The sequence below is a fragment of the Alcanivorax nanhaiticus genome (assembly GCF_000756665.1).
Classification (GTDB): domain Bacteria; phylum Pseudomonadota; class Gammaproteobacteria; order Pseudomonadales; family Alcanivoracaceae; genus Alcanivorax; species Alcanivorax nanhaiticus.
This window is the reverse complement of sequence record NZ_ARXV01000014.1, coordinates 39,163-64,344: the sequence shown is the minus strand read 5'-3', so window position 1 is coordinate 64,344 and position 25,182 is coordinate 39,163. Positions and strand designations below refer to the sequence as shown.

30 protein-coding genes are annotated in these 25,182 nt (G+C 57.0%); 15 read left to right on the top strand and 15 right to left on the bottom strand.

Annotated elements, in window-relative coordinates; translation table 11 throughout:
- Nucleotides 1-13 precede the first annotated feature (13 nt).
- The 3 genes from Y5S_RS15055 to pilG are packed head-to-tail and all read right to left on the bottom strand — an operon-like array spanning nucleotide 14 to nucleotide 1,364.
- Complete coding sequence (locus tag Y5S_RS15055) at nucleotides 14-562, bottom strand: chemotaxis protein CheW (protein WP_035234123.1); 549 nt, start codon at nucleotides 560-562, stop codon at nucleotides 14-16.
- 17 nt (nucleotides 563-579) lie between these two features.
- Nucleotides 580-948: a twitching motility response regulator PilH gene (gene pilH, locus Y5S_RS15050; RefSeq protein ID WP_035234122.1), complete on the bottom strand. Its 369-nt coding sequence runs from the start codon at nucleotides 946-948 to the stop codon at nucleotides 580-582.
- Between the two features lie 32 nt (nucleotides 949-980).
- Nucleotides 981-1,364 carry a twitching motility response regulator PilG gene (gene pilG / locus Y5S_RS15045; RefSeq protein WP_035234119.1) on the bottom strand — a complete coding sequence of 128 codons (384 nt, stop codon included), beginning with the start codon at nucleotides 1,362-1,364 and terminating at the stop codon, nucleotides 981-983.
- 254 nt (nucleotides 1,365-1,618) lie between these two features.
- Here pilG and gshB point away from each other — a divergent pair, with 254 nt between their 5' ends.
- The 5 genes from gshB to Y5S_RS15020 all read left to right on the top strand — a co-directional run bounded on the left by gshB (nucleotide 1,619) and on the right by Y5S_RS15020 (nucleotide 6,389).
- On the top strand, nucleotides 1,619-2,572 hold the full coding sequence (gshB, locus tag Y5S_RS15040) for a glutathione synthase (RefSeq protein ID WP_035234117.1): 954 nt from the start codon (nucleotides 1,619-1,621) through the stop codon (nucleotides 2,570-2,572).
- Nucleotides 2,573-2,783: 211 nt separating this feature from the next.
- Nucleotides 2,784-3,659, top strand: a complete 876-nt coding sequence (locus tag Y5S_RS15035) for an energy transducer TonB (protein ID WP_035234115.1) — start codon at nucleotides 2,784-2,786, stop codon at nucleotides 3,657-3,659.
- Between the two features lie 196 nt (nucleotides 3,660-3,855).
- Nucleotides 3,856-4,416 carry a YqgE/AlgH family protein gene (locus Y5S_RS15030; protein ID WP_035234113.1) on the top strand — a complete coding sequence of 187 codons (561 nt, stop codon included), beginning with the start codon at nucleotides 3,856-3,858 and terminating at the stop codon, nucleotides 4,414-4,416.
- Nucleotides 4,417-4,588: 172 nt separating this feature from the next.
- Complete coding sequence (ruvX, locus tag Y5S_RS15025; RefSeq protein WP_035234111.1) at nucleotides 4,589-4,990, top strand: Holliday junction resolvase RuvX; 402 nt, start codon at nucleotides 4,589-4,591, stop codon at nucleotides 4,988-4,990.
- A 25-nt stretch (nucleotides 4,991-5,015) separates the two neighbouring features.
- Nucleotides 5,016-6,389: a hypothetical protein gene (locus Y5S_RS15020; protein ID WP_035234109.1), complete on the top strand. Its 1,374-nt coding sequence runs from the start codon at nucleotides 5,016-5,018 to the stop codon at nucleotides 6,387-6,389.
- Nucleotides 6,390-6,487: 98 nt separating this feature from the next.
- On the opposite strand, the gene Y5S_RS15015 is transcribed toward Y5S_RS15020, so the two are convergent.
- A complete protein-coding gene (locus Y5S_RS15015) occupies nucleotides 6,488-7,075 on the bottom strand; it encodes a YceI family protein (RefSeq protein ID WP_231552711.1) in 588 nt (195 codons plus the stop codon).
- A gap of 31 nt (nucleotides 7,076-7,106) precedes the next feature.
- Nucleotides 7,107-7,670 (bottom strand): cytochrome b, encoded by a 564-nt coding sequence (locus Y5S_RS15010; protein WP_035234108.1) that lies wholly within the window; start codon nucleotides 7,668-7,670, stop codon nucleotides 7,107-7,109.
- A 313-nt stretch (nucleotides 7,671-7,983) separates the two neighbouring features.
- Here Y5S_RS15010 and pyrR point away from each other — a divergent pair, with 313 nt between their 5' ends.
- The 3 genes from pyrR to Y5S_RS14995 all read left to right on the top strand — a co-directional run bounded on the left by pyrR (nucleotide 7,984) and on the right by Y5S_RS14995 (nucleotide 11,087).
- Entirely contained in the window at nucleotides 7,984-8,550 is a 567-nt protein-coding gene (pyrR, locus tag Y5S_RS15005) for a bifunctional pyr operon transcriptional regulator/uracil phosphoribosyltransferase PyrR (protein ID WP_081939792.1), read from the top strand.
- Nucleotides 8,551-8,818: 268 nt separating this feature from the next.
- Nucleotides 8,819-9,817, top strand: a complete 999-nt coding sequence (locus Y5S_RS15000; protein WP_035234106.1) for an aspartate carbamoyltransferase catalytic subunit — start codon at nucleotides 8,819-8,821, stop codon at nucleotides 9,815-9,817.
- Nucleotides 9,807-11,087 carry a dihydroorotase gene (locus tag Y5S_RS14995; RefSeq protein ID WP_052041639.1) on the top strand — a complete coding sequence of 427 codons (1,281 nt, stop codon included), beginning with the start codon at nucleotides 9,807-9,809 and terminating at the stop codon, nucleotides 11,085-11,087. Before Y5S_RS15000 ends, Y5S_RS14995 begins: the two co-directional genes overlap by 11 nt.
- Before the next feature lie 224 nt (nucleotides 11,088-11,311).
- Here the strand turns inward: Y5S_RS14995 and dsbG are convergent, their stop codons facing one another.
- The 4 genes from dsbG to Y5S_RS14975 are packed head-to-tail and all read right to left on the bottom strand — an operon-like array spanning nucleotide 11,312 to nucleotide 14,166.
- Nucleotides 11,312-11,869, bottom strand: coding sequence for a thiol:disulfide interchange protein DsbG (gene dsbG / locus Y5S_RS14990; RefSeq protein WP_231552709.1), 558 nt, complete (start codon nucleotides 11,867-11,869; stop codon nucleotides 11,312-11,314).
- Entirely contained in the window at nucleotides 11,866-12,675 is an 810-nt protein-coding gene (locus Y5S_RS14985; protein WP_231552713.1) for a TlpA disulfide reductase family protein, read from the bottom strand. The genes dsbG and Y5S_RS14985 overlap by 4 nt, the downstream gene beginning before the upstream one ends.
- Nucleotides 12,676-12,705: 30 nt before the next feature.
- Nucleotides 12,706-13,218: a DUF4136 domain-containing protein gene (locus Y5S_RS14980; RefSeq protein WP_231552708.1), complete on the bottom strand. Its 513-nt coding sequence runs from the start codon at nucleotides 13,216-13,218 to the stop codon at nucleotides 12,706-12,708.
- Nucleotides 13,219-13,263: 45 nt separating this feature from the next.
- Nucleotides 13,264-14,166 carry a LysR family transcriptional regulator gene (locus tag Y5S_RS14975; protein WP_035234101.1) on the bottom strand — a complete coding sequence of 301 codons (903 nt, stop codon included), beginning with the start codon at nucleotides 14,164-14,166 and terminating at the stop codon, nucleotides 13,264-13,266.
- Between the two features lie 126 nt (nucleotides 14,167-14,292).
- On the opposite strand from Y5S_RS14975, the gene Y5S_RS14970 reads away from it, so the two are divergent.
- From Y5S_RS14970 to Y5S_RS14960, 3 genes are all read left to right on the top strand, one after another.
- Complete coding sequence (locus Y5S_RS14970) at nucleotides 14,293-14,883, top strand: FMN-dependent NADH-azoreductase (RefSeq protein WP_035234099.1); 591 nt, start codon at nucleotides 14,293-14,295, stop codon at nucleotides 14,881-14,883.
- Between the two features lie 237 nt (nucleotides 14,884-15,120).
- Nucleotides 15,121-16,122, top strand: a complete 1,002-nt coding sequence (locus tag Y5S_RS14965; RefSeq protein WP_035234096.1) for a glutathione S-transferase family protein — start codon at nucleotides 15,121-15,123, stop codon at nucleotides 16,120-16,122.
- 92 nt (nucleotides 16,123-16,214) lie between these two features.
- The gene (locus Y5S_RS14960) at nucleotides 16,215-17,075 is read left to right on the top strand and encodes a pirin family protein (RefSeq protein WP_035234095.1); all 861 of its coding nucleotides are present in this window, start codon (nucleotides 16,215-16,217) and stop codon (nucleotides 17,073-17,075) included.
- A gap of 36 nt (nucleotides 17,076-17,111) precedes the next feature.
- On the opposite strand, the gene Y5S_RS19315 is transcribed toward Y5S_RS14960, so the two are convergent.
- The gene (locus tag Y5S_RS19315; protein ID WP_035234093.1) at nucleotides 17,112-17,270 is read right to left on the bottom strand and encodes a YqaE/Pmp3 family membrane protein; all 159 of its coding nucleotides are present in this window, start codon (nucleotides 17,268-17,270) and stop codon (nucleotides 17,112-17,114) included.
- A 242-nt stretch (nucleotides 17,271-17,512) separates the two neighbouring features.
- Between Y5S_RS19315 and Y5S_RS14950 the strand changes: the two genes are divergently transcribed.
- Entirely contained in the window at nucleotides 17,513-18,058 is a 546-nt protein-coding gene (locus Y5S_RS14950; RefSeq protein ID WP_035234092.1) for an NADPH-dependent FMN reductase, read from the top strand.
- A 194-nt stretch (nucleotides 18,059-18,252) separates the two neighbouring features.
- Here Y5S_RS14950 and Y5S_RS14945 read toward each other — a convergent pair whose 3' ends face one another.
- The 5 genes from Y5S_RS14945 to Y5S_RS14925 all read right to left on the bottom strand — a co-directional run bounded on the left by Y5S_RS14945 (nucleotide 18,253) and on the right by Y5S_RS14925 (nucleotide 22,894).
- A complete protein-coding gene (locus tag Y5S_RS14945; RefSeq protein ID WP_035234090.1) occupies nucleotides 18,253-18,837 on the bottom strand; it encodes an LOG family protein in 585 nt (194 codons plus the stop codon).
- 173 nt (nucleotides 18,838-19,010) lie between these two features.
- Entirely contained in the window at nucleotides 19,011-20,321 is a 1,311-nt protein-coding gene (phoR, locus tag Y5S_RS14940) for a phosphate regulon sensor histidine kinase PhoR (RefSeq protein ID WP_035234087.1), read from the bottom strand.
- Nucleotides 20,322-20,392: 71 nt separating this feature from the next.
- Entirely contained in the window at nucleotides 20,393-21,097 is a 705-nt protein-coding gene (gene phoB / locus Y5S_RS14935; protein ID WP_035234084.1) for a phosphate regulon transcriptional regulator PhoB, read from the bottom strand.
- Nucleotides 21,098-21,299: 202 nt separating this feature from the next.
- Nucleotides 21,300-22,172 (bottom strand): 4-hydroxybenzoate octaprenyltransferase, encoded by an 873-nt coding sequence (ubiA, locus tag Y5S_RS14930; protein WP_035234082.1) that lies wholly within the window; start codon nucleotides 22,170-22,172, stop codon nucleotides 21,300-21,302.
- Nucleotides 22,173-22,357: 185 nt separating this feature from the next.
- Entirely contained in the window at nucleotides 22,358-22,894 is a 537-nt protein-coding gene (locus tag Y5S_RS14925; protein ID WP_035234081.1) for a chorismate--pyruvate lyase family protein, read from the bottom strand.
- A 220-nt stretch (nucleotides 22,895-23,114) separates the two neighbouring features.
- Here Y5S_RS14925 and rd point away from each other — a divergent pair, with 220 nt between their 5' ends.
- The 3 genes from rd to Y5S_RS14910 all read left to right on the top strand — a co-directional run bounded on the left by rd (nucleotide 23,115) and on the right by Y5S_RS14910 (nucleotide 25,104).
- The gene (gene rd, locus Y5S_RS14920) at nucleotides 23,115-23,279 is read left to right on the top strand and encodes a rubredoxin (protein ID WP_035234079.1); all 165 of its coding nucleotides are present in this window, start codon (nucleotides 23,115-23,117) and stop codon (nucleotides 23,277-23,279) included.
- A 123-nt stretch (nucleotides 23,280-23,402) separates the two neighbouring features.
- Nucleotides 23,403-24,551, top strand: coding sequence for an NAD(P)/FAD-dependent oxidoreductase (locus Y5S_RS14915; RefSeq protein ID WP_035234076.1), 1,149 nt, complete (start codon nucleotides 23,403-23,405; stop codon nucleotides 24,549-24,551).
- A gap of 175 nt (nucleotides 24,552-24,726) precedes the next feature.
- Entirely contained in the window at nucleotides 24,727-25,104 is a 378-nt protein-coding gene (locus Y5S_RS14910; protein WP_035234074.1) for a hypothetical protein, read from the top strand.
- Nucleotides 25,105-25,182 lie beyond the last annotated feature (78 nt).

Here is a 25,182-nt window from a genome sequence, read left to right as displayed (position 1 = left end):
ACGCGTAATGTGGTTAGCCGGTGCGGGCTACCTGCATGAAACGCGGGTCCTCTGCCAGCCGGGACAGGCTGAACACGGACCAGTACTCCCCGTCGCGCCGATAGGCCCCGCGGACATAACCTGTCACGGTGGGATCACTAACCGGCAGTGATTCGACAAATTCATCAATGGGGAAATGCTGCATCCCCAATACCTCATCCACGGTCATGCCGGTGTAGAGGTCGTCCTGATCCAGTACCAGCAGCCGACGGCGCTTTTCCTGAATCGGTGAACTTTTTTCCAGAAAGCCGCTGAGATCCATCACGGTCATCAGGCGGCCCCGTACGTTGGCAATACCCTTCATCCAGCTTTGTGCGCCGGGAATGCGGGTATAGGCCGGCACCGAGAGGATTTCGGAAACCTCATCCAGCGGCGCCACGTATTTCTTGCCATCCAGCACAAAGCCCACGCCACTCCAGTAGCTGACCGCATCCTGTTGCATGGGCAGGTCTTTGGCCTGCTCCCGGCAACGCTGGTGGTATTCGGCAAGCTTGATATAGGCGGCGGAGGCGCTAGCGCTCATTCATGGCTCCTTGCGATTCAGCTGTCGGCCAGCAGGCGGTCGACGGTTTGCAGGAGCACATCTTCGTCCACCGGCTTGGTCAGGTAATCCTTGGCGCCCTGGCGTTTGCCCCAGACACGGTCGGTTTCCTGGTCCTTGGTGGTGACGATCACAATGGGAATATGTGCGGTGTCGGCGCCCTTGGTGAGCTGGCGGGTGGCCTGGAAGCCATTCAGGCCTGGCATCACAACGTCCATCAGTACCAATTCGGGCAGTTCGGAGCGGGCCATGGCCACGCCATCCGCACCGTTGGCGGCCTCAAGTACCTCGTGGCCGTGCTTTTCCAGAATCTCCCGTAACTTGTAGGTTTCGGTGGGAGAGTCATCAACAATCAGAATTCGAGCCATCTTTTCCTCTATCCGGTCAGCAGACGTGCTGCCTAACCTGTCATGTGCTGTCGAATAGCGCCGAGCAGTTCGTCCTTGGAGAACGGTTTGGTCAGGTATTCATCAGAACCCACGATGCGCCCCTTGGCCTTGTCGAACAGGCCATCCTTGGATGACAGCATGATCACAGGGGTGGATTTGAAGGCGCTGTTGTTCTTGATGAGCGCGCAGGTCTGATACCCATCCAGTCGCGGCATCATGATGTCCACGAAGATGATGTTGGGCTTGGTGTCGGCGATTTTGGCCAAGGCGTCGAAGCCATCGGTGGCGGTGATCACTTCACAACCTGCTTTTTTCAACAAGGTTTCAGCGGTTCGACGAATCGTTTTGGAGTCGTCGATAACCATCACCTTGAGGTCTTGGAAATTGTCAGTCATGGAAACTGCCTTTAACCGTGAACCGTAATTGGCCGCAACTTGTTGTAATTTTTGGCCTTTCTAATAATACGATGGGCGGGGCCTGTGGCGGTGTCAGCCCAAGGAAAGTTTTTAACACAGATTCTACAATCAATCTATAAGACCCTATGAAACTTGGAAAAACTCCCCCGCGCAAGCCAGGGGCTTCACGCATAGCGATCCCCTGCCGGCACTGCTAAGATTGCCCGGCTCGCCCCCTAGTCTGTGGAGACCCCATGAGTCTGCGTATCGGCGTGGTGATGGACCCCATCGCCAAGATCAAACCCTGGAAAGACAGTACCTTCGCCATGATGCTGGAAGCCCAGCGTCGCGGCTGGTCGCTCTATTACATGGAGCCTGGCGATCTCTACGTGCGCGATGGTCGCAGCTTTGCGGCCACCAGGGCAGTCACGGTGACCGATAATAACGACGATTGGTACCGTCTGGCCGACGCCGTGAATCAGGACCTGGCGGATTTTGACATTATCCTCATGCGTCAGGATCCGCCGTTTAACACCGAGTACATCTACGCCACCTATCTGCTGGAGAAGGCAGAACGCGAGGGTGTGCTGGTGGTCAACCGTCCGGGCAGTGTCCGCGACAGCAACGAGAAGCTGTTCGCCACCGACTTCCCGCAGTGCTGTGCGCCTACCCTGGTGTCCAGTCAGGCTGGCCTGCTGCGCGATTTTGTACGGGAATTCGATGACACTGTCATGAAGCCGCTGGACGGCATGGGCGGTAGCAATATTTTCCGGGTACGCAAGGATAGCCCGAATATCTCGGTGGTGATCGAAGTACTGACCCAGCACGGCAAGACGCCGATCATGGCGCAGCGCTTTGTGCCGGAGATCAAGGATGGCGACAAACGCATCCTGATGATCAACGGCGAGCCGGTGCCTTATGCGCTGGCACGTATCCCCAAGGAAGGCGAGCTGCGCGGTAACCTGGCCGCCGGCGGTACCGGGCAGGGCCGGGAGCTGACTGACCGTGACCGCTGGATCTGCGAACAGGTCGGTCCCACCCTGAAGCGCAAGGGGCTATATTTCGTGGGGCTGGATGTGATTGGTGATTATCTCACCGAAATCAACGTCACCAGCCCGACCTGTATCCGTGAGCTGGATGCGATTTTTGATATCAACATCGCCGGGCAGCTGTTCGATGCCCTGCTGGCGGTGCGGGACGAATCCTGACCGCCTTTATCGTAGAGCTTGTCTGCAGGCGCAAGGCACAAGGAAGCGGGTAACGAGTTTCGGGTAGCGAAAACCTTCAGGCCTTGCCGCATCGGGGGTTGGCCTTTCGAACTCGCTTCTCGTTACTCGGTACTTTCTTTTCGCTTGCAGGCAACCTGGCAAGAGCCCAAAGAGCTCAAAACACAACAAGCAGTAAACAAAAGAAGAATTCATGGCAGCAAATTCATCCGTCAGCGCTTCTGATCGCCTTACCTTTACCGTTTTTCTGGCGCTGGCTTTCCACGGCATTCTTATCTTTGGTGTCAATTTCGCACCCGAAAAACAGCGTGCCGCCCCGCATACCCTGGAAGTCACCCTGTCCCAGTTCAGCAGTGACAGTGAGCCGGACGAGGCGGATTTCATTGCCCAGAGCAACCAGGAAGGCTCCGGCGACCTGGCCGAAAAGCAGGAGCTGACCACCACTGAGCAGGCCGATTTCGCCGACAGCAAGTTGGAAAACGTCCAGCTCAAGGAAAAAACCACTCGCCAGCAGCAGGATCGCCAATCCCAGCTGCTGGTGATCACCACTGCCCGCGAGAGTGAGCAGAAGGTGCAGGCAGAACAGAAAGAAAAGAGCGAGCAGAAACCGCTCAAGGTGGCCGAACAGGAAAACCTGCTGGACATGAGTCAGCAAATTGCCAGCCTGCAGGCGCGCCTGGCCGAGCAAAAGCAGGCCTACGCCAAGCGCCCGCGCATTCGCCGCCTTACCTCGGTGTCCGCCAAGGCACACTACGAAGCCCAGTACATCGACAGCTTCCGGCGCGAAGTGGAAGCCATGGGTACCCGGAACTTCCCGGCCCAGGCGCTCAACAGCAATACCTTCGGGGCGGTGCGGTTGATGGTGGCGATCCAGAAGGACGGCAGTCTGAAGGAAGTGCGTGTGCTGAAGTCTTCAGGCCATAAATTCCTCGATCAGGCCGCCATCCAGAGTGTGCGGCTGGCCGCGCCCTTCGATGCCTTCAATGCCGAAATGCGCAAAAACATGGATGTGCTGGAAATCATCCGCACCTGGAAATTCGATAGCTCGCGCAAGGTGTCGTCGAAATAACGCGCCACGCACCACGCCAGAATCGAAGCCGCTGCAGGAGGCTCAACGTGTTGAGCGAAAATCAGGGTTCGAGTTGCGAGAAGGGAGTTTCGAAAGGCTAAACCTCGGTGCGGCAAGGCCTGAAGGTTTTCGCTACTCGAAACTCGTCACTCGCTTCCTGCTTGCAGCTCCACCCCCGGCACCGGATACTGTCCCCATGGACAACACAAGCCTCAAACACCAGTTGCTGGTGGCCATGCCACAGATGGCCGATCCCAACTTCGAACATTCCGTCACCTATATCGTTGAGCACAGCAGCGAGGGTGCCATGGGTCTGACGCTGAATCGCCCGGTACAGATCAGTCTGGGCGATATCCTGATGGACATGGATATCGAAATCGAAGTCCCCCCCTCTGAGCGCCACCGGGTGGTAGCAGGTGGCCCGGTACAGCAAGAAGCCGGCTTTATCATCCATGCCGCTTCCACCCATTGGGATTCCAGCATTCAGCTCAGTGATGGCCTGATGCTCACCACCAGCCGGGACATCCTTGAGGCAATCGCCGTTGGTGAGGGGCCGGAACAATCGCTGGTGTGCCTCGGCTATGCCGGCTGGGAAGCCGGACAGCTGGAGCAGGAGTTGGTGGAAAACGCCTGGCTCAGCACCCCTGCCAGCCGCGAACTCATCCTCGACACCCCCTTCGAGCAATCCTGGCATGCTGCCGCGGCGAGAATTGGCGTGGATATAAACCTGATTGCGGGTCAGGCGGGGCACAGCTAGAAACAGTTAATAGTGAATAGTTAACAGTGAACAGTGACGCGGGATTGGTTTTTTCTTTTTCAGAGGTGGCGGGCCGCGGCCTTGGCGTGTGCGCGACTGATAGGCTTGCAAAAACACGAACCGGTTGTCGCGCCGCTGTTCACTATTCACTGTTAACTGTTCACTGCCCCTCATGATTTTGGCCTTCGACTACGGCACACAAAAAATCGGCGTGGCCAGCGGTAACGCACTGCTGGGCACTGCTTCCCCCCTGAAAGCTCTCCCCTGCAAAAACACCCAGCCCAATTGGGATGACATTGCGGCGCTTTTGAAAGAATGGGAACCAGAGGTGTTGGTGGTCGGCTTGCCCTTGAATATGGATGGCAGCGAAAGCGAATCCACGGCGCGAGCCAAGAAATTTGCTGGCCGTCTGAAAGGCCGCTTTGGCATGCCGGTGTGGCTGGTGGATGAGCGTCTCAGTACCCGTGAAGCGCGCGAGCGAATTGGTATCCAGAAGGCAGACCCGCGAGTGGATTCTATGGCTGCGGTGATTATTGCTGAGGGGTATCTGGCAGGTGACGCTCAAGCTTTTTAACCGATTTAGAGCAAGGAATGTTTTCTTGAAAGATGTGCTGGTAATGAAAAGAATCTTCAGCGTGATGATGGTGTCCGCACTTGTTGCTGCCTGTGGAGGCGGCGGTGGCAGTGGGAGTAATGAGCGCGGGCCCTTTGCGCCTGTCCCAGACTCTGTCGTGTACAGCGAGGGTGGCGCGGTGATTGGGATGCAGGTCTTCGATTACAGCGCAGATAACGAGGTTCGTTCCCGTTTTGTCGTTGGTGCCGGAAGTGATGGCCAGTGGGGCACTGGGGACGATGTGCGCAAGGGCGGACTGACCTGTCAGTACCAACCGGCCGATCGCCCCCTTTCTCCCGCACGGTTGTCGGTGGTGCAGAACATGGGCACGAATGCGGATGGCAATTTCGCGCTTCAACAGCTCGGACTCGAAAGTGATGGGCGGCTTTCAGTGTGTCCCGGCTGGAAAGGAAAGCGATTGGTAAGGGAGGAGGTGCGTTGCAAGGGGGATTTTTGTCCAGCCAGATACCAGGCTGGTTACCGGATGACAATCGGCCAGCAGCACCTTGAGGGTGGAGCCTGGAAGCAGACACAGCATGTGGTTTTTTATGGCGATAACGATCAAATCGCCACAGCACCTCCTTTTCTCTCACACATCCAAACCACAGAGCTGTCTGGCGATGAAGAAACCGGATTTGAATTCTTGGTGACGGTAGAGCCCTCTCCAGAGTATCCGGAAAACGTTAGCCTGGAACAGGCCGCGCTCTATGCGGGCAATGGCTATCAGAAGAAAGTTGCGCAGTGGCTACCTGATGAACTGGAAAGCAGGGTCATTATTGATCGTTATGGTGATAATGACAGCTATGTTGATACCCGCTACAGGACATTGACCTGGATTCCTGAAAAGGGCGAGTTGATGGATAGCGAAGCTAACCAAAACCCGCCTTCCACTAATCAATCCATGCGAGTCTATGGGTTTGATCTGAGTGGGTTGCCTGTAAAAGATATTTTCATGGAAGCAGGTGAGGATGGTATTTGGTGGACGGCAGACGATGCTGTTCACGGGTTCCCGGAATTCATTTACAGCGAGGATGATTTGCTCCAGGAAATGAAAGCTCCACAGAACGGTACAGGTCGCACCTTTAGTTATGACGGGAAAAATTTGGTCGCTATCTCCGCATATGGAAAACAGCGCCGAATATATCGCTATGAAAGCGCCAAGCTGAAAAAGATAACGTCGCTGTCATACGATTCATGGAAAGGGACGATTGAGCAGAAGGTGACCTTTCGTGATGATGTTCAAGGGGTAAAGAGTTTTTTGCCAGATCAACGCGTTGCAAAGGATGAAAAGGGAGCATTTATTGATCCTCTAATCCCGAAAGAGAGACAGATGCTCCTGTTTTTGGCCAGACCTTTTTGATGGAAAAATTGGACAATTGAGTTTTGCCAGTACGGCGGAGGCCTATTGGAAAAGCAAAGGGGGTTGGCGTTGCCAACCCCCTTTTTCCATTCAACGATTTACTTCTTGATCCCTTCCACCGAAATAATAATCTCAACGGTTTCAGAGGCCGGGCCGAGATCCTTGGTGATGCCAAAGTCTGCCAGTTTCAGGCTGGTGCTGGCTTCCAGGCCCATACGGTAGCCGCCCCATGGATCATCGCCGTAGCCGATCATTTTCGCATCCAGAGTTACTGGCTTGGTCACGCCGTGCAGGGTGAAGTCGCCGGTGATTTTGGCGGTGTCATCGCCGGTCTGTTCGATGCTGGTGCTCTTGAAGGTGGCGGTGGGGTACTTGTCCACGTCCAGGAAGTCATCGCTGCGCAGGTGCTTGTCACGCTCGGCGTGGTTGGAGTCCACGCTGGCGGTCTGGATGGTGGCTTCCACTTTGCTGTTTTCCGGGTTGTTGGCATCTACGGTGAAGGTGCCATTGAAATCGTTGAAGCGGCCATACAGCCAGCTGTAACCCAGGTGGGAGATCTTGAACATTACAAACTGGTGCGCACCTTTCTTGTCGAACTGGTAGGTGCCTGCGGGCTCGGCAAAGGCCATGCTGCTAATCATTAGCGCGGCGGCGGCCAGGCCGGTTTTTTTCATCAGGTTCATCATGGTGTCTTCCTCAAGGGTTTGCTGTTGATGTTCAGGGTGTCTGGCGGGGAGACAGGCCGAGCATGCGGCGCAGGGTGTCATCCCGATCGAAAATGTGATGTTTGAGAGCAGCGAGTGCGTGGAGGCTGGCCAGCACAATAATGCTCCACACGGCAATTTCGTGAATGTCGCCGGCGATATCTTCCAGGCCGGAGCGGTGTCCGGTGACGGAGGGGATGGAGAACCAGCCAAATACGGATACCGAGGAGCCATCCGCGCTGCTGATCAGGTAGCCACTGACCATGGCCACAAATAGCAGGCCATAGAGTCCCCAATGGGCAAGGTGGGCAAGCAGCACTTCCCAGCGTTGATGGGTGGGTAAGGCATCCGGTAGCGGTGCGAAGACGCGCCAGAGCAAGCGAAGCAGCATGACAGCAAACAGCAGCAGGCCAACACTGCGGTGGATGTCTGGGCCTTTTCGGTACCAGGCATCGTAGTAGCCCAGGTCCACCATCCACAGGCCAAGGGCAAACAAACCGATGACGGTGAAGGCCACCAGCCAGTGCAGGCTGATGCTGATCCATCCATAGCGTTGACTGTCGTTGCGCAATGGCATCCCTGAACCCTTTTTTGTGCCGATGACGGTTAGAGGGGCTGTCACCGGGCAAGTTTCATTACTGTACAAAACTTACAGGGAAGCTGTTGATGACTCCCATCCCAAAAAACTGAAGGGTTTGATCGGATTGTTTGTGGGTGTCGAGATTTCGGGACTTTATTGTTGTTCTGCGAGGGGGCATGCTTGATGGAACCGGGGCAAGTTTCAAGTTGCAACGCGGTATAGGCTCTCATGAGCTGAGCCGCTGTCTCCGCGTTCAGGCAGAAGCGCGGGCACAGCCGTGACGAATGTGGAATGTTTCTCGCGTTGAAACTTGCAACTTGAAACTTGCTCCTCTCTACTCCGACTTTGTATTTACCCGATTCTGGAGAGCCCCTTGAGCTGGGATGAACAACAACTGCAAACCCATCTGGATTCCATGGCGGCAGCTATCGATGAACGCCTGGCAGGTAAGCCTGCGGTGCTGGTGGGTATTGAGTCTGGCGGTGCCTGGATCGCCGAGGCGTTGAATCAGAAGCTGGGGACTGCCCTGCCCCTGGGCACCCTGAACCCCGCGTTCTACCGGGATGATTTTGATACCCGTGGGCTTAAAGCCACAGTGACCCCGTCAAAACTGCCTTTCGATATTGATGGGCAGCATATTGTGCTGGTAGATGATGTGCTGATGACCGGGCGCACCATCCGTGCCGCCATGAATGAACTGTTCGATTTTGGCCGCCCTGCCTCCATCACTTTGGTGGTGCTGTTCGACATCGGCCACCGGGAATTGCCGATTCGTGCCGATATTTGTGGGGAAACTTTGGCATTGCCCCCCCATCAACGGGTAGAATTACGCGGGCCCGCCCCCCTTGTGGCGGAGATACGAGACACAATGGCCTAGGCCTGTTATCAGCTTCCTGGGCCGCCGTGTTGCGCCGTAAATAGCGCCAGGCAAGGCGCGAGGAGTGATGTTTGGTTTATCCAAATGAACGACGAGCAACACGGCATGGCGCTATTTACGGCACAACCCGAAGGGCCGGGTCCCTTTTTCCGCAATACGGTGTTGCCGTTCGCTTATGTAGAATAACTACACGGTGCTCACGGCGCCTTGTCTTGCGAAAAAACTGCCACCGGCACGGTGGCCCAGGAAACTGATAACAGGCCTCCGAATGACGCTTGCGCCATCCTCCCGCGTACAACTTACCGAAGACGGTAAGCTTCGCCATTTCCTCACTACTGAGCACCTCCCCCGTTCCCTTCTGGAAGACATACTCGATACCGCCGCCAGCTTTGTGGACGTGGGTGGCCGGTCGATCAAGAAGGTGCCGCTGCTGCGTGGCAAGACGGTGGTGAACCTGTTCTTCGAGTCCAGTACCCGCACCCGCAGTACCTTCGAGCTGGCGGCCCAGCGACTCAGTGCGGATGTGCTCAATCTGGATATCGCCAAATCGGCCACCAGCAAGGGCGAGACCCTGCTGGATACCCTGCGCAACCTGGAAGCCATGGCGGCGGACATGTTCGTGGTGCGCCATCAGGATTCCGGCGCGCCCTTCTTCATCGCCAATGAAGTGACCCCGAATGTGGCGGTGATCAATGCCGGTGACGGCCGGCACGCCCATCCCACTCAGGCCATGCTCGATATGTACACCATCCGCCACTACAAGGGCGGTTTCGAAGGGCTCAAGGTGGCCATCGTCGGTGACATCCTGCATTCGCGGGTGGCCCGCTCCCAGGTCCATGCCCTCAATACACTGGGTGCCGAGGAAGTGCGCCTGATCGGTCCCAAGACTCTGTTGCCGGTAGATGCCGAGGCGCTGGGCGCCACCGTCTTTACCGACATGGCCCACGGCCTGAAAGATGTGGATGTGGTGATCATGCTGCGCCTGCAGAAAGAGCGCATGGATTCCGCCCTGCTGCCCAGCGAAGGCGAGTTCTTCCGCCTCTACGGGCTCAACAACGAGAAACTGCAATACGCCAAAGAGGACGCCATCGTGATGCACCCGGGCCCCATTAACCGCGGTGTGGAAATCGCCTCGGAAGTGGCCGATGGGCCTCGCTCGGTGATTCTCAACCAGGTGACCTTCGGCATCGCTGTGCGTATGGCGGTCATGTCCATGGCTATCAGTGGCCAGGACAGTGCCCCGGCGGGAGGTGCCCATGGCAGCTAAGGCGCACATTCTGATTCGCAAGGGCCGGGTGATTGATCCGGCGACGGGCCGTGATGAAGTCGCTGACCTGCTCATCGAGAATGGCAGATTGACTCGCATTGGTGCCAGCTTGGATGCTCCCGGCGCGGATATCATTGAGGCCGACGGTCACTGGGTATTGCCGGGTCTGGTGGATGCCTGTGTGCACCTTTCTCTGCCCGGCAGTGGCCGTACCGGTGATATTGCCAGCGAAACCCGCGCGGCGGCGGCCGGCGGTATTACTCACATGGCGGCCCAGCCGGATTGCGGCCCGGTGGATTCCACCGCCGTGGTGCGTCTGATTCGTGAGCAGGCCGGGCAAGCCGGCTTTGCACGCATCCTGCCCATCGCCGCCATGACTCAGGGGCTCAAGGGTGAGCAACTGGCAGAAATGGCGACCTTGGCCAAGGCCGGTTGTATTGCTGTGGGCAATGCTGGAGGCAAGGTGGCCGATGCACTGGTGCTCAAGCGCTGCCTGGAATACGCCGCGACCTTTGACATGCCGGTGATGTTCCGCCCCCAGGATGCGGCGCTCAGTGCCGGAGGCTGTGCCCACGAGGGGCCTGTGGCCACTCGCCTCGGTCTGCCCGGTATCCCGGCGCTGGCGGAAAGTGTGGACCTGTCCCGCGACCTGTTGCTGGTAGAGGCCACCGGTGTGCGTGCCCACTTCCAGCAGATCTCCAGCCGCGAATCTCTGCGCCTGTTGCGCGCGGCCAAGAAGCGCGGCCTGCCGGTGACAGCAGACGTGAGTATCCAGCACCTGCTGCTGGATGAGTCCGCACTGGAAGGCTTTAACAGCCATTGTCATGTGATTCCGCCGCTGCGTAGCAGTGAAGATCGTGAGGCTTTGCTGGAAGCGGTGGCCGACGGCACCATCGACGCCATCTGCTCCCAGCACACCCCCATCGGCTCCTCCAGCAAGGCGGCCCCGTTCCCGGCGACCAAGCCTGGCATGGCCGGGGTGGATACCCTGCTGTCACTGGTGCTGGGGCTGGTGGACGAAGGCAAGCTGGATCTGGCGCGGGCGCTGGACGCCATCACTGCTGCCCCGGCCCGTTGCCTGGGCATCCAGGCGGGCCAGCTTGAAACCGGTCGCCCGGCCAGCCTCTGTGTGCTGGATGCGGCTGCCGAGAAAGATTACGGCGAGAACTGGTTGTCCGCAGGAAGCAACTCCCCCTGGCGACGCAGCGTGCTCAAGGGGAGCGTCAAGCTGACCGTGTGCCAGGGCAAGGTGAGTTGGCTAACGGATTAGCAGTGAACAGTTAACAGTGAATAGTGAACAGTGCGCGATAGCGCATTGTGGTGACTGAGCAGTTTGAGGCCGCGCCCGGATGTGGGAGCGGCCTTTTTGTTCCGACCTTTCAATAAGACTGGCAGGATAGAAGAGCGATGGGCGCGGCCACTAACGTTCGTGAAAGTGAAGCCCGCATGTTAAAGCTGTTCACTATTCACTGTTAACTGTTAACTGTTAACTGTTCACTGAAGTTGAAACACCGCCTCCCGCAACGCCTCCTCCCCAAGCACTCCCGGAGCGACTCGCCATTGTCCTTGTGAATCCTGGAATACCAGGGTCGGGGTAGCGCCGAGGCCCAGGCCTATCATCAGGCCGGTGTTGTTATGGATCTGGCTGCGTACGGCGGTGGGAACCGGTTCCAGTGGGGAGATGCCACCTTGTTTGAACAGGCGTTCATGGCGGGCCAGTGCATCGGCGGGATTGGCCGCGGCGAGCACGGCGGCACCTTGAGTGAAGCTGCGTTTGGGGTGGATCAAGCCGACGATGATGTGCCGTACCTGCAGGGTGTTGGCCGGGTCATTCACCATGGGCTGCATGTTTTCCCAGAGCGTGGCGCAGTAGGGGCAGGCCATGTCGGTGAAAACATAGGCTACCCGCTTGGGGTGTTGCGGACCCTCCGCCACCCAGTGGCTGGCTTCCAGCTTGGCCAGCAGGCTTTCCATGGTGGCTTCGTTGGCCTGGGTAGCCAGCGGTAGCAGCAGCGCCAGGAAAAGGGCTGACATCAGGGGCGCGATTTTCATTGGGGGTCTCCCGGCAGATGTGGCTGGAGGAAGTGATGCAGGCTGGCAGCGGAGAGCGGGCCAAAGTGGCGGGCCAGCTCATTGCCTTGTGCATCTACCAGCAGGGTCAGAGGCAAGCCGCTATTACCAGTATGTCTACTCAGTTCGGTGTTCGGGTCGAGCAATGAAAAGTCGAATTGCAGTTCCTGCTCAGTCAGATAACGGCGGACGGAGGCGCTAGTCTCACCCTGGTTGGCGAGCAGGATGCGCAGCGGCGGATAGCGGGATTGCGCGTCCTGCAGCACCGGCATTTCTCGCCGGCAGGGCGGGCACCAGCTGGCCCACAGGTTGATCAGGGTGAGCTGACCAGCACTGACCTGCTGCAGGGGCACCGGTTCACCTTGCAGGGTATAGAGAGCGACATCAGGTAACGGTGTAGTGGGTTGTCGCAGGGCCAGAAGGGTGACAACGGCCAGCCCCGTACAGGCAGCACTGGCACTCAAAGCGACCAGCAGACCTCCCCGCTGGTTTGGGGTGCGCCACAGCAGCAAAACGGCCACTGGTATCGCCAGCAACCCGCCAGGCCACCACCAACCACCATCCCGAATATCCAGCATGGCGGCGAGGCTGGGGTACTGATCCTGATAGCGCCATAGAAAACTGAGTCGGGCGCCGAGCAGGCCGCTCAGGGCAATCAGCCACAGGGCTCTTTCGCTGCGTGCCAGGTGATGCCGCTTTTGCCACCACTGAAGGCTGAACACAGCGGTCAAGAAGGCAATCAAAGTGATAAAGGCGGCAGCGGGCAGGGCCAGGGGCCCAATGATCACAGCGTCCAAAAGGGTTCCTTGGCAGAGCCGTCAGTCAAACCGCTCGAACATCGCTTTCACGGCCTTGTTGATATGGGCTTGGCGCCGTTCGCTGCTCATCTCGTCGTGGAGGCGGTCGCGACTGGTGGCCTGCCACACCACGTTGTTACTGGCTGGATCCACAAACTGGACCACCAGTTTGTACTCTTCCGTCATCTCACCTTCCACAGGTGTGCTGGCCCCCAGGGCCACGTTGTTGAACCCGTAGCCAAAGCCGAATTGCATCACGTCTCCGTCATAGCGTTGCTCGCGCTTGAAGAAGTGACGGACCTGAATGTCGGCCTGATCTGTCTCAACGGGTTTGAGTCCCTTGCTGGCCAGCTCACTTTCCAGTGCCTTGCGGGCGCGTTGGTCGTCCAGCGCCCGCGGCTTGTCCTCCTCCTGTTCGATGAAGGCGTAGCTCTGGTACTGGCTTGGGGAAATGCTGTCTTGCTGGTCGATCACAACCGGGCTGACACAGGCGCTGAGCAGCAGGGTGGCGAAAAAAAGGGTCAGTAGACGCATGCTCTTCTCCATCATGTGGGTCACTCCAGTGTGCGGCTGTTGTGATCAGGAAACCGTGACGCCCGGACAAGGTTGGGCAACAGCCAGACGGATCTGTTCCCCAAGATAGCGCGCGGCCTGGCCAGCGTACTGGCCATCGGCATAGATCAGGTGCAGATCCACAAACCGCTCGAACCCTTCTGCGAGCGGCAACACTTTCAACTCCCCGGTCTCCAGGCTGGTGCCGATGTCGGATTCGGGCATCCAGGCAAAGCCCAGGCCACGGCGGATCGCGGCATTGCGGGTGGAAGAATGGGACACGGTCCAGCGCTGCTCTGCCCCCAACCAGCCCGCATCAATACGCCGGGTGCCGGAATCGCGAATCACGATCTGGCGGTGCTGGCGGAGATCCTCGTGGGTCAGGCTGTCCATCTGGTTGAGTGGATGATCCGCCGCCGCCACCGCCAGAAAGCGCACCCGCATCAGGGGCTCGCCCACAAAACCGGGGGGAATCCGGGCATTTACCACTACATCGGCTTCCTTGCGCAGCAGGGCTTCATCGGTACCTGACAGCACGGTTTCCGTGTATTCGATGCGGGTTAACGGGCTCTGGCGGGCAAACGCATCCAGGGCAGTGAGCATGCAGTGCTGGGGAAACAGGGCATCTGCGGTGACCCGCACCAGTGGCTCCCAGCCCTGGCTCAGCTGGATCGCAGTACTTTCGATGCGCTCTGCCTCTTCCACCAGGATCTTGGCCTGACGATAGAGCATCTGGCCGGTTTCTGTGAGTTTGGCTTTACGGCCTTCCAGCGCAAAGGCGCGGATGCCGAGCTCGGTTTCGATTTTCTGCACCGCATAGCTGATCGCAGACTGGCTCTTGTCCAGCGCTTCTGCCGCGTTGGCATACCCGCCCTCATCCACCACGGCGATGAGCGCCTGCCACTGGTCCAGCGTGATCTTGGCTGACATATCGAATTTCCTGACCTAAACAAGCAAATTTGTTCTGTTTTATATCTATTTAACTGAAATCACAATAGCTACATCGATTAAATACACCAGACCAAGGCGGTCGGTGAGCCAAAGATGGAGCGAGACATGAATATTCTGGTGATCAAAAGCAGCGTTTTCAGCGATGGAGGCAACTCCTCTGCCCTGGTGAATGCCAAAGTAGAGGCGCTTAAGGCCGCGCATCCCCAGGCGACTATCGTGGAGCGTGATCTGGGAGCCAACCCGATTCCGCATCTGGACGGCGAGCGCGTAGGCGCGTTCTTTACTCCGGTGGAGAAGCGGACTGCGGAGCAGCAGCAGGTAGATGATTTCTCCATGGCACTGATCGAGGAGCTGAAAGCGGCAGATCAGGTGGTGGTGGGTGTGCCCATGTACAACTTTGGCATCCCCAGCCAGCTGAAAAGCTGGATTGATCATGTGGCGCGTGCGGGCATCACTTTCCGCTACACCGAGAATGGTCCGCAGGGCCTGATCGCGGACAAACCGGTGACGGTACTGGCTGCCCGTGGCGGACTCTACGCCGGCACCGAAAATGATACGGTGACGCCGTACATCAAGTTGTTCTTCAGCTTCGTAGGTATCACCAGTGTGGAGTTCGTGTTCGCCGAAGGTTTGAACATGGGTGATGAGACCAAGGCGAAAGCCATGGATGAAGCGAAAGCGGCGATTGCGCAGTAAATTATTTCGACGAATGCGTTATCGCCAAGTGCGAGGAGCAAGTTACAAGTTACAAGGCGCGAGAAAGGTAGATGATTATTCGAATGTTACCTCCGCGCCCAAGGGGTTGCGTCGCGGGCATCAGGTCGAGAATCAACGAGGACATGATGGCGCGTTGTAACTTGTAACTTGTAACTTGAAACTTGCTTTGGCTCTTCGAAAAAGTCGAAAACCCGCTGTGAAGCCAAAGGAGACATCATGGGACTGTTAGTCGACGGTAAGTGGCAGGACAAATGGTACGACACCAAGAGCACGGGTGGTCGCTTCAAGCGTTCTGAAAGTCAGTTTCGCAACTGGGTGACCGCCAATGGTGAGGATGGCCCCAGTGGTGAAGGCGGCTTTGCGGCAGAAAGTGATCGCTACCATTTATATGTCTCCTACGCCTGTCCCTGGGCACATCGCACTTTGATTGTGCGGGCACTGAAAGGATTGCAGGATCACATTGGTGTGTCCGTTGTGCACCCACACATGCTGGAAAATGGTTGGGAGCTGAGTGATGACTTTGATGGTGCCACCGGCGATGGTCTCTACCATTTTGAAAAGCTGTATGAGCTTTACCTGAAAGCAGATGAAAATTACACCGGTCGAGTAACGGTGCCGGTGTTGTGGGACAAACAGCAGGAAACCATTGTCAGCAATGAATCTGCTGAAATTATCCGCATGCTCAATACCAGCTTTGATCATTTGGGCGCGACGCCGGGAAACTATTACCCTGATGCGTTGCGAGCAGAAATTGATGCTATTAATGAGGCGGTGTACCACGACGTGAACAATGGCGTGTACAAAAGTGGTTTTGCTACCAGCCAGGATGCCTACGACGAAGCGGTCACCACACTGTTTGACCGGCTGGATGTGCTGGAGCAGCACTTGAGCGAGCAGCGTTATCTGGTTGGTAACACGTTAACGGAAGCGGATATACGGTTGTGGACCACTCTGGTGCGGTTCGATCCGGTGTACGTCACCCACTTCAAATGTGACCGCAAACGGATCAGTGATTACCCGAACCTGCAGGGTTATTTGAAGGATATCTACCAGCTGCCTGATGTGGCAGAAACTGTGAACATGGCACACATTCGCCATCACTATTTCCGCAGTCATCCGACAGTGAATCCCCACGGGATTATTTCTATCGGTCCGCAACTGGATTGGCATACTCCCCACGATCGAGATCGATTGGGGGAAAGAAAGATCAGCTGCTAGCTATGAGCTACTAGCTGCGAGGAAAAGATTTTGATTTTTTCAACTCGAAGCTAGTAGCTGGCAGCTCGTAGCTTTTTTCAAAGGAGGTTCCCATGGAACGTACAATTCTCAATACCATCCGGGCGCTGGATACATCTGACGGTGCTGGCGTACGTCTCAAACGTGCATTGGGTTACAACCCGATGGTGCGGCTGGATCCGTTCCTGATGCTGGATGCCTTCTCCTCGGATAATCCCGACGACTACATTGCCGGTTTCCCGCCGCATCCCCATCGCGGTTTTGAAACCGTGACCTATCTGGTGGAGGGCCACATGCGTCACCGTGATCACCTGGGAAATGAAGGTGATCTCAAGCAGGGTGGCGTGCAATGGATGACAGCTGGCCGTGGCATTATCCATGAAGAAATGCCCCAGCAGCAGGATGGTTTGCTGCGCGGTTTTCAACTCTGGATCAACCTGCCAGCGGCAGAAAAGATGAAGCCGGCGGGGTATCGCGATGTTGCTGATACCGAGATGCCCCGGTTGGATTTATCTACCGGAGGCCAGGTGAAAGCCATTGCCGGTGAAGTCACATTGGAAAACAGTGTGCTGACCGCGCCGGTGAAAGGCGGCACCACTGATCCACTATATCTGGATGTGGTGTTGCGCCCGCAGGAAAGTCTGACGGTGCCGGTAACCCGTGGCTATGGCAGCTTCCTTTACGTATTTGAAGGGGCGCTTGATGTGGCGGGTGAAACGGTGAAAAGCGATCACCTGGCGACGTTGACCGATGGAGATGCCGTTAGTGTGAAGGCCGGAAAGGACGGTGCGCGCTTGTTGGTGCTGGCGGGTAAACCGTTGGGCGAACCCATTGCCCAGTACGGTCCCTTTGTGATGAATACTCAGGATGAGATCAATCAGGCGCTGAGTGATTATCGCGATGGAACCCTCACCGCAGAGCCATCATTGTTCTGAAGCAAACCACGCCCCGGCCAGTCCGGGGCGTTTTTGTTAGCGCGAAGCAATGATCCACACCGCATGCACGATGCCGGGTAGATAACCGAACAGGGTGAGCAGGATGTTAATCCAGAAATGTTTGCCCAGTCCCTCCTGCAGAAACACGCCCAGTGGTGGCAGCAAGATGGCGATCAGTATGCGAAGCAGATCCATGAGGAAAGCCTCCGTTGATTTTGTTTGAGCGGATAGCCCTGTCCGGGCTGTCAGCTGACACTATTAGATAACCATGTAGGGTGCTGTCATGTCAGCGGCAATACGTAAAAATTACAACTGGCTTTGCAAAAAATGACGTAACTTCGCCAGGGAATGACAGGTCGACGACGGGGTGCCACACTGGGCATCAGTGGCAAAAAGCATGCAACAATAAACCTGATGAATAGCGAGAGAGGCAGACAATGAATGTGTTGGCATTTTCCGGATCACTCAGACAGGGATCTTTTAATTCCGGGTTGGTTCGTGCTGCGGTAGAACTCGCGCCTGCGGGTGTTGTTATCGAGCAGGCGGACATTTCGGCGGTGCCGCTCTACAACGGTGATGAAGATGGTGATAGTAAGCCGGCGGCGGTGGATTATCTGGCTCAGCAAGTTATCAAGGCAGATGCCCTGCTCTTCGCAACACCGGAATATAACTATTCCATTCCTGGTGTGTTGAAAAATACCATCGATTGGTTATCCCGTGTGCCTGGCAGCATCTTCGCCGGAAAGCCGGCGGCCATCATGGGGGCGTCCATGGGAGGTATGGGAACCAGCCGTAGTCAGTATCACCTGCGCCAGGTGTTGGTATTTCTTGATGTGCACCCGCTGAACAAGCCAGAGGTGTTCGTGTCGGCCGCGCACCAGAAGTGCGATGCCAATGGTAATCTCACGGATGAGAACAGCCGTGAAATGCTTGCCAAGCAACTTCAGGCCTTGAAGGACTGGCACGATACCCTGAAGGGGTAAGATAAGGCGTGAGTTGCGAGTAACGAGTTTCGAGTTGCGAAAGGAAAAAAGATCAAGAAAACCTTTCGGTTATATCCGGGCCGGGTTTTTCTTTTCGAAACTCGAAACTCGAAACTCGAAACTCGAAACTCGAAACTCGAAACTCGAAACTCGAAACTATTTCGCGAGCTGCATGATTGGTGCAGCGCCTCTTTTTACAACTGCTCTTTACACTCGATCCAGATATCCAGCAGGGGGGCGGGCTCGTTGAGAAAGCTGTCCAGCAGGATGCCCGGGTCTTGTTGAACCCGCAGCAAGTCACGATGTTGCTGGCGCAGTAGTCCCTGTTCTACCGAGTGATCCAGAAACTGGATCAGGTGATGGTAGTAATCATCAATATTCAGCAGGCCAATGGGTTTATTATGAAAACCGAGCTGGCCCCAGGTAAGGATTTCAAACATTTCTTCCAGCGTGCCCATGCCACCGGGCAGGGCGATAAACCCATCAGACTGCTCCGCCATGGCGGCCTTTCGTTCGTGCATGGAACCGACGACTTGCAGTTCGGTGAGATGATCACTGCCGATTTCCCGGCGCATTAGCGCTTCGGGCATGATGCCTACCACTTCGCCGCCGAGTTTCATTACCGCCTGTGCCAGTGCTCCCATCACGCCAATGCTGGCGCCGCCATATACCAGGCCGAGCCCCCGTTCTACCATCGCCTGAGCCAAGGCGTCCGCCGCAGAAAGATAGGCATCACCCTTGCCGGAGCTGGAGCCGCAATACACACAGATTTTTTTCATGAATTTCTCTGATGTTAAAGCGATTAGATAACGTCATAAGCGAGTGACGAGTAGCGAGTTTCGAAAGGCAAACCCGTTTTTGATTTTCGCAACTCGCAACTCGTTGCTTGAAGCCATATTGATCGCGACGATAACACTGCCGCTCGCAGGAGAGACGCATCTGCAGACGGGATTTATCCCGCTACGGCAGTGGGCTTGTTGACCAGTCTTTCCGGCGGGAAGTGGCAGGTGAAGGTGCTGCCTTGTCCCAGCTGGCTCTTGATCTCCAGCCTGCCGCCATGACGGATCATGACATGTTTTACGATGGCCAGACCCAGGCCGGTACCGCCGGTTTGGGTGACACGGCTGTTATCGGGGCGGTAGAAGCGTTCTGTCAGTCGGGGAATATGAGCGGGATCGATGCCCAGGCCGTTGTCCGTGACAGAGAGATGTGCTCCCTTGTCATCTTGCCACCAATGAATACGAATGAGGCCGTTATCCGGGGTGTATTTCACGGCGTTGGTGATCAGGTTGCCGAAAGCGCTTTCCAGCTCGGCGGGATTGGCAACCAGGCGAGCCCCTTCCGGTACATCCAGTTCAATCGTGTGCTGTTTGTCGGTACTGATGGCCTGGGCATTTTCGCGCATTCGGTTGAGCATGCCATGCACGGCCACCGCCTGGCGGTCGTTGTCGGCGTCAGTATTCTCCAGCCGCGATAACAGCAGTAAGTCCGTTACCAGGGCTTCCATGCGATTGGACTGGCTCTCCATCTGGGAAAGCGCCCGGCGCAATCGTGATTGTTCATCGGGAACGGTGTCGAGCAGGGTTTCCAGATATCCCTTCAGAACAGTGAGTGGCGTCTTCAACTCATGGCTGACGTTAGCCACAAAGTCTTTGCGCATTTGTTCAAGGTGATGAAGGCGCGTGACATCCCGTGCCATCAGCAGCTGCTCGCCAACACCGAACTCCGTCACACGAAATTGCAGAATACGGTTGTCATCCACCGGTGAAGGAATTTCCAGTGCTTCGCGGAAATCACCTTCGTGCAGGTAATCGGTAAAGCGGGGATGACGGATCAGATTGGTCAGGGGCTGTCCGAGATCCTGGGCTGCATTGAAACCCATGTAACGTTCGGCGGCGCGGTTCCAGTATTCCAGATAGCCGTGCTGGTCAATCAGGATTACCACGTCTTCCAGTGCATTTACCGATTGCTGGGCACGATGAATAATGCCTTGCAGTGTTTCCTGGGCACGGCGCTCTTTCTGGAAGAGATGTTCAAGACGGGTGTAGAACTCACCCCACAAGCCGATGCTGTCCGGTGGTTCGGTATGGTCATCGCGCACCAGCCAGCTATACAGGGCAAACAGCTGGCGGGTGCTCCAGAAAATATAACCGATCAGCCCCACCAGCAGCGGCCAGATATGGCCGACGGCAAGGGCGGCAAGGGCGGCCAGGGTGACAAGGCCGACAATGCGGTTAACTTCTTTGGCCAGACTGGCTTTCATGTTGTCGTGCTGCCCTTGTCGGGAATCTTCGGGGTACGGCGAACAAGCTGCACCCTATCACATTTTCCGGCTCAGGAGGCCTTGGCTGCCTTGACCGAAAAACGATACCCGGTGCCGCGAACGGTCTGGATAAAACGATCAAATCCAAATGGTGCAAGTGCCTTGCGCAGACGACGGATATGCACATCGATGGTCCGGTCTTCCACGTAGACGTTGGCGCCCCACACCTGATCCAGTAGCTGGGTGCGGGAGTAGGCCCGTTCCTGGTGGCTCATGAAAAATTCCAGCAGCCGATATTCCGTAGGGCCCATGTCCACAGGCTCGTCGTTGGCGCTGATGCGGTGAGACACCGGGTCCAGACACAGCCCTTCTACTTCGATCGCTTTCTCGGCCGCGGCGCTGGAGGCACGGCGCAGCACCGCCTTGATGCGAGAGATCAGCTCACGGGTGGAAAACGGCTTGGTGATGTAGTCGTCCGCACCCACATCCAGGCCTTGCACCTTGTTGTCCTCTTCGCTCTTGGCAGTGAGCATGATGATGGGGATTTCGTTGGTGGTGTCGTCGCGCTTGAGGCGGCGGGCCAGTTCGATACCGGTCACCGACGGCAGCATCCAGTCCAGCAGTACCAGGTCCGGGCGCTCGTCCACGATGATCTCGTGGCCGCGCTGGGCGTTCTCTGCTTCCAGCACGTCAAAATCGGCAAGTTCCAGTGCTACGGCCACCATCTCACGGATAGCTGGCTCGTCATCAACAATCAAAATACGGTTACGGGACATGGCTTCCTTCCTTCGCCTGTCGTTCTAGGTATGGTGACCCATTAGATTGCTCTTTTATGACATGCGTATGACAAGTTGGGCCGGATTTGGGGGAAATGCAAGAGAAGGAAAGTAACGAGAAGCGAGTCTCGAGTGTCGAAACCCCAAGCCCTCGCGATCCAGGGTTTTGCCTTTCGAAACACGTTTACTCGCCACTCGGTTCCTAGAAGTACTGGAAATACAACCCCACAAACACGCACGCCCCGCTCCAGTGATTGTTCAGGAAGGCGTGGAAGCTGGGCCAGCGCTCGCGGTAGCGGATCAGGGTGTGCTGATAGATAAAGGTCACAGACATGGCCGCGATGCCTGCGTACCAGGGCCAGGTGAATTCCAGCCGCTGGCCCACCATGATCAGTGCCAGCAAGGTGAGCCCCTGGAGGATGCCGATCATCAGGCGGTCTGCATCGCCAAACAGAATGGCGGTGCTCTTGATACCCATCTTCAGGTCATCTTCCCGGTCGCACATGGCGTACTGGGTGTCGTAGGCCACCGTCCATACCAGATTGGCCACGTACAGCAGCCAGGCAATTTCTGGAACGCCGCCGGTTTCTGCTGCAAAGGCCATGGGGATGGCCCAGCTAAAGGCGGCTCCCAGAAACAGCTGGGGCATGAAGGTGAAACGCTTGGTGAAAGGATACAGCACCGCCAAGCCCAGGCCGCCGAAAGACAGCCAGAACGTCAGCTCATTCAGAAACAGCACCAGCACAAAAGCCATCAGTCCGAGTCCGGCAAACAATGCCAGGGCCTTCTTGCTGCTGATGACACCGGTGGCCAGCGGCCGCCCCTTGGTGCGCTCGACACCCCCATCAACGTCACGGTCGGCAAAATCATTAATCACGCAGCCGGCAGCTCGCATGATCACCACCCCAAGAAAGAAAATCACGATGGTCTTCAGGCTGGGGGTGCCGTTGCCGGCAATCCACACCGCCCACAATGTTGGCCACAGCAGCAGCAGGGTGCCGATGGGCCGATCAAGACGCATGAGCTGGATATAGGGCCACAGGGCAGGATAGCGGTGTTCAACGAAGGCAAACATGGGACATCCGGTTGTCAGGGCGGGGATAAGTTTCAAGTGACAGGATGCAAGTTGCAAGGAGACAGTATCGAGTTGCGGGAAGCGAGTTTCGAAAATCAAAACCTTGCCCTGATTGTCGGGGTGTTGCCTTTCGCAACTCGAAACGCGTGACTCGCTATCACCGGTTCGCACCTAAAGTGATGCCCCTACAGGTGGAGCGTCTGAGGCGCGCCCACTTTCTCCCACAACGCCGGCAAAAAATACTCCGCCACCAATAATGGTGCGCCGCGCTTGATAAAACGTGACTGCCGGCCCCAGCACAGAGGATGGCCATGGCCGGGGGAGGCGATGCGGGTCCATACCTGGTCACGCTGGCAGAGCGGGCGTTTGTAGAGTTCCAGGCCCAGCGAGCGGCTGCCCATATGTCCCAGCGAGCGGTTCGCGCCGCACAGGCTGGTAACGGGTAGAATGCTGCGTGCCGCCACTACCGGGGTGTTATCCAGCAGCAGGGTGACTTCGCGTACCAGTGCCGCCTGCCGGACGGGTAGTCCCAGCAGTTGTCGCTCCGCCAGGGTGGGAACCGCCATGGCGTGGAAACCGGGAACCACGCGAAACTGACCATGGCGCTTGAGGCGCAGGGTCAGGGAATCTGGGTCCGCCATCCAGTCACGGATCTGCTCAGGCATCACCAGCTGTTCCAGCGGACGCCAGTGGCTGTCAGGATGCAGGGGGGCAGGCAGCATGAATGTCTCTACAAATCGGCCAGGCTCAGGCGGCAGGACTATGGCCCATGGGGGCTCTCAGGGCAAGTTGAAGGCAGGCCAGACGCCGCTGAGACGGAGCATGACAGCGCCCAGTGTCATTGATTTTTAGGGCTGGCACCGATAGGTTAGGCACCCCCGAGAAACACCCTGTATGTGCCGCTTGTAAGTGGGCGCTTACTTTTAATCGATGAGGTTCACCATGAAGAAGTGGGAATGTGTAGTGTGTGGTTTCATTTATGACGAAGCCGAAGGTCTGCCGGAAGAAGGCATTGCTGCAGGTACGGCCTGGGACGACGTGCCGGAAGACTGGGTTTGCCCGGATTGCGGCGTCGGCAAGGAAGACTTCGAAATGGTGGAAATCTGATTTCGGACCTGACCAACCGGAGTCTGCCCCGCAGTGGACGCGGGGCCCCCATCGGCGCCTGAGAATTGCACACAGGCCTGGCTCACACATCCTGCCCATCCATCGCACCGTAAAGGATCACCCATGAACCCAGTAGTCATCATCGGCACCGGCCTGGCCGGTTTCAACACCGTCAAGGAATTCCGCAAGCTGGACAAGGAAACGCCTGTCGTCATGCTCACCGCTGACGACGGACGTAACTACTCCAAGCCCATGCTCTCTGCCGGCTTTACCAAGGAAAAGACCGCTGATGATCTGTGCATGGCGACTCCGGAAAAAGTCGCGGAGCAGTTCAATGTGGAAGTGCGTACCGGTATTCATGTGGCGGGTATCGACACGGCGGCCAAGCGCGTATTGCTGCCGGATGCGCATCTGGATTACAGCAAGCTGGTACTGGCGCTGGGTGCAGATACCTGGACTCCGCCGCTGGAAGGCGATGCGGTGGGCAAGGTGTTCTCCGTTAATGACCTGATGGACTACGCCAAATTCCGTGCCGCTCTGGAAGGCAAGAAGACGGTGACCATCTTGGGTGGTGGCTTGATTGGCTGTGAGTTTGCCAACGACCTTTCCAACGGTGGTTTCGAGGTGACGCTGGTCGAGCCCATGGGCCGTTGCCTGCCGCTGTTATTGCCGGAAGCGGCGTCCGAGGCCGTTGGCCAAGGCCTGGCAGACCTGGGAGTGAAATTTTGCTTTGGCCCGCTGGCCAAGGCTGTGCAGCACGGTGAAGGTGATGCCCTGGTCACCGAGTTGTCCGATGGCAGCGAAATTACCTCTGACGTGGTGTTGTCCGCGATTGGTTTGCGTCCGCGCATCAGCATGGCCCAGGAAGCAGGTCTGGAGACCAACCGTGGCATCATCACCGACAAGACCCTGCGCACCAGCGCGGAAGATGTCTACGCACTGGGTGACTGCGCGGAAGTGGAGGGCCATGTACTCCCTTACGTGCTGCCGTTGATGGCGTCCGCCCGTGCCCTGGCCAAGACACTGGCGGGTGAAACCACCGAAGTGAGCTACGGCGTAATGCCGGTGACGATCAAAACCCCGGCCTGTCCGGTGGTGGTCTGCCCGGCGGCCCACGGTGCTGAGGGTGAGTGGGAAATCGAAGCGGAAGGCAGCAACGTGCAGGCGCTGTTCCGTGGTAAGGATGGTAACCTGCTGGGCTATGCACTCACCGGCGATGCGGTGAAAGAGAAAATGAAGCTCAACAAGGAACTGCCGGCGGTAATGCCATAAAGCAGTTGCAAGTTGAAAGTTGAAAGTTACAAGGCGCAGGGTAGCGGTTAGCCTGATTCCTGTTTCGTTGCCGCGTCCATGACATTGAGACGCTGGCACGGCCTTGAGGATACGAGGGGTCGCCTCGCGTTGTATCTTGCAACTTGGAACTTGTCACTCTGAATAAGGACTTTCCATGAAATTTGCTCTGGTTCTGCTGATCCTCGGCTGGCGTTTGCGCTGGTTGGCATGGCGTAACGAAGGTTTCCGCGCGCAGCTGGAAAACCGCAATGTGGTGATGCAGTGGCGCACCTTTCCGGGCAAGCCGGCGCGCTGGTTTCAGTTCACCCCAGGCAAGGTGGTCGCCAAAGGTGGCTTGCATGAAGCTCCGACCGTGACGCTGAACTTCAAGGATGGCGACTATGCCTTCACCACCCTGAAGAAAGCAGGCAAGAACCAGATGGCGTTCATGGAAGGAATGCAGGCCGGCGATATCAAGATTGAAGGCGATCCTGGCCAGCTGATGTGGTTCATGACGCTAATGAAATTCATCATGCCGGGCGGCAAAAAATAACCCGTCTCGAGATACGAGAAGCGAGTTTCGAAAGGCAAAACCGTTCCTGCAGCAGGTTTTCGCAACCCGAAACTCGTT

Bases quoted from the DNA above. Each gene is read 5' to 3' on its own strand.
- Y5S_RS14965 (WP_035234096.1), top strand. From the start codon at position 15,121: ATGGGACTGTTAGTCGACGGTAAGTGGCAGGACAAATGGTACGACACC.
- Y5S_RS15010 (WP_035234108.1), bottom strand. From the start codon at position 7,670: ATGCCATTGCGCAACGACAGTCAACGCTATGGATGGATCAGCATCAGC.
- gshB (WP_035234117.1), top strand. From the start codon at position 1,619: ATGAGTCTGCGTATCGGCGTGGTGATGGACCCCATCGCCAAGATCAAA.
- Y5S_RS15000 (WP_035234106.1), top strand. From the start codon at position 8,819: ATGACGCTTGCGCCATCCTCCCGCGTACAACTTACCGAAGACGGTAAG.
- Y5S_RS14915 (WP_035234076.1), top strand. From the start codon at position 23,403: ATGAACCCAGTAGTCATCATCGGCACCGGCCTGGCCGGTTTCAACACC.
- Y5S_RS14970 (WP_035234099.1), top strand. From the start codon at position 14,293: ATGAATATTCTGGTGATCAAAAGCAGCGTTTTCAGCGATGGAGGCAAC.
- Y5S_RS14975 (WP_035234101.1), bottom strand. From the start codon at position 14,166: ATGTCAGCCAAGATCACGCTGGACCAGTGGCAGGCGCTCATCGCCGTG.
- Y5S_RS14925 (WP_035234081.1), bottom strand. From the start codon at position 22,894: ATGCTGCCTGCCCCCCTGCATCCTGACAGCCACTGGCGTCCGCTGGAA.
- ubiA (WP_035234082.1), bottom strand. From the start codon at position 22,172: ATGTTTGCCTTCGTTGAACACCGCTATCCTGCCCTGTGGCCCTATATC.
- rd (WP_035234079.1), top strand. From the start codon at position 23,115: ATGAAGAAGTGGGAATGTGTAGTGTGTGGTTTCATTTATGACGAAGCC.
- Y5S_RS14995 (WP_052041639.1), top strand. From the start codon at position 9,807: ATGGCAGCTAAGGCGCACATTCTGATTCGCAAGGGCCGGGTGATTGAT.
- Y5S_RS19315 (WP_035234093.1), bottom strand. From the start codon at position 17,270: ATGGATCTGCTTCGCATACTGATCGCCATCTTGCTGCCACCACTGGGC.
- Y5S_RS15015 (WP_231552711.1), bottom strand. From the start codon at position 7,075: ATGATGAACCTGATGAAAAAAACCGGCCTGGCCGCCGCCGCGCTAATG.
- dsbG (WP_231552709.1), bottom strand. From the start codon at position 11,869: ATGAAAATCGCGCCCCTGATGTCAGCCCTTTTCCTGGCGCTGCTGCTA.
- pilH (WP_035234122.1), bottom strand. From the start codon at position 948: ATGGCTCGAATTCTGATTGTTGATGACTCTCCCACCGAAACCTACAAG.
- ruvX (WP_035234111.1), top strand. From the start codon at position 4,589: ATGATTTTGGCCTTCGACTACGGCACACAAAAAATCGGCGTGGCCAGC.
- Y5S_RS14950 (WP_035234092.1), top strand. From the start codon at position 17,513: ATGAATGTGTTGGCATTTTCCGGATCACTCAGACAGGGATCTTTTAAT.
- pilG (WP_035234119.1), bottom strand. From the start codon at position 1,364: ATGACTGACAATTTCCAAGACCTCAAGGTGATGGTTATCGACGACTCC.
- Y5S_RS14960 (WP_035234095.1), top strand. From the start codon at position 16,215: ATGGAACGTACAATTCTCAATACCATCCGGGCGCTGGATACATCTGAC.
- Y5S_RS14945 (WP_035234090.1), bottom strand. From the start codon at position 18,837: ATGAAAAAAATCTGTGTGTATTGCGGCTCCAGCTCCGGCAAGGGTGAT.
- Y5S_RS15035 (WP_035234115.1), top strand. From the start codon at position 2,784: ATGGCAGCAAATTCATCCGTCAGCGCTTCTGATCGCCTTACCTTTACC.
- phoR (WP_035234087.1), bottom strand. From the start codon at position 20,321: ATGAAAGCCAGTCTGGCCAAAGAAGTTAACCGCATTGTCGGCCTTGTC.
- Y5S_RS15055 (WP_035234123.1), bottom strand. From the start codon at position 562: ATGAGCGCTAGCGCCTCCGCCGCCTATATCAAGCTTGCCGAATACCAC.
- Y5S_RS14910 (WP_035234074.1), top strand. From the start codon at position 24,727: ATGAAATTTGCTCTGGTTCTGCTGATCCTCGGCTGGCGTTTGCGCTGG.
- Y5S_RS15030 (WP_035234113.1), top strand. From the start codon at position 3,856: ATGGACAACACAAGCCTCAAACACCAGTTGCTGGTGGCCATGCCACAG.
- phoB (WP_035234084.1), bottom strand. From the start codon at position 21,097: ATGTCCCGTAACCGTATTTTGATTGTTGATGACGAGCCAGCTATCCGT.
- Y5S_RS14980 (WP_231552708.1), bottom strand. From the start codon at position 13,218: ATGCGTCTACTGACCCTTTTTTTCGCCACCCTGCTGCTCAGCGCCTGT.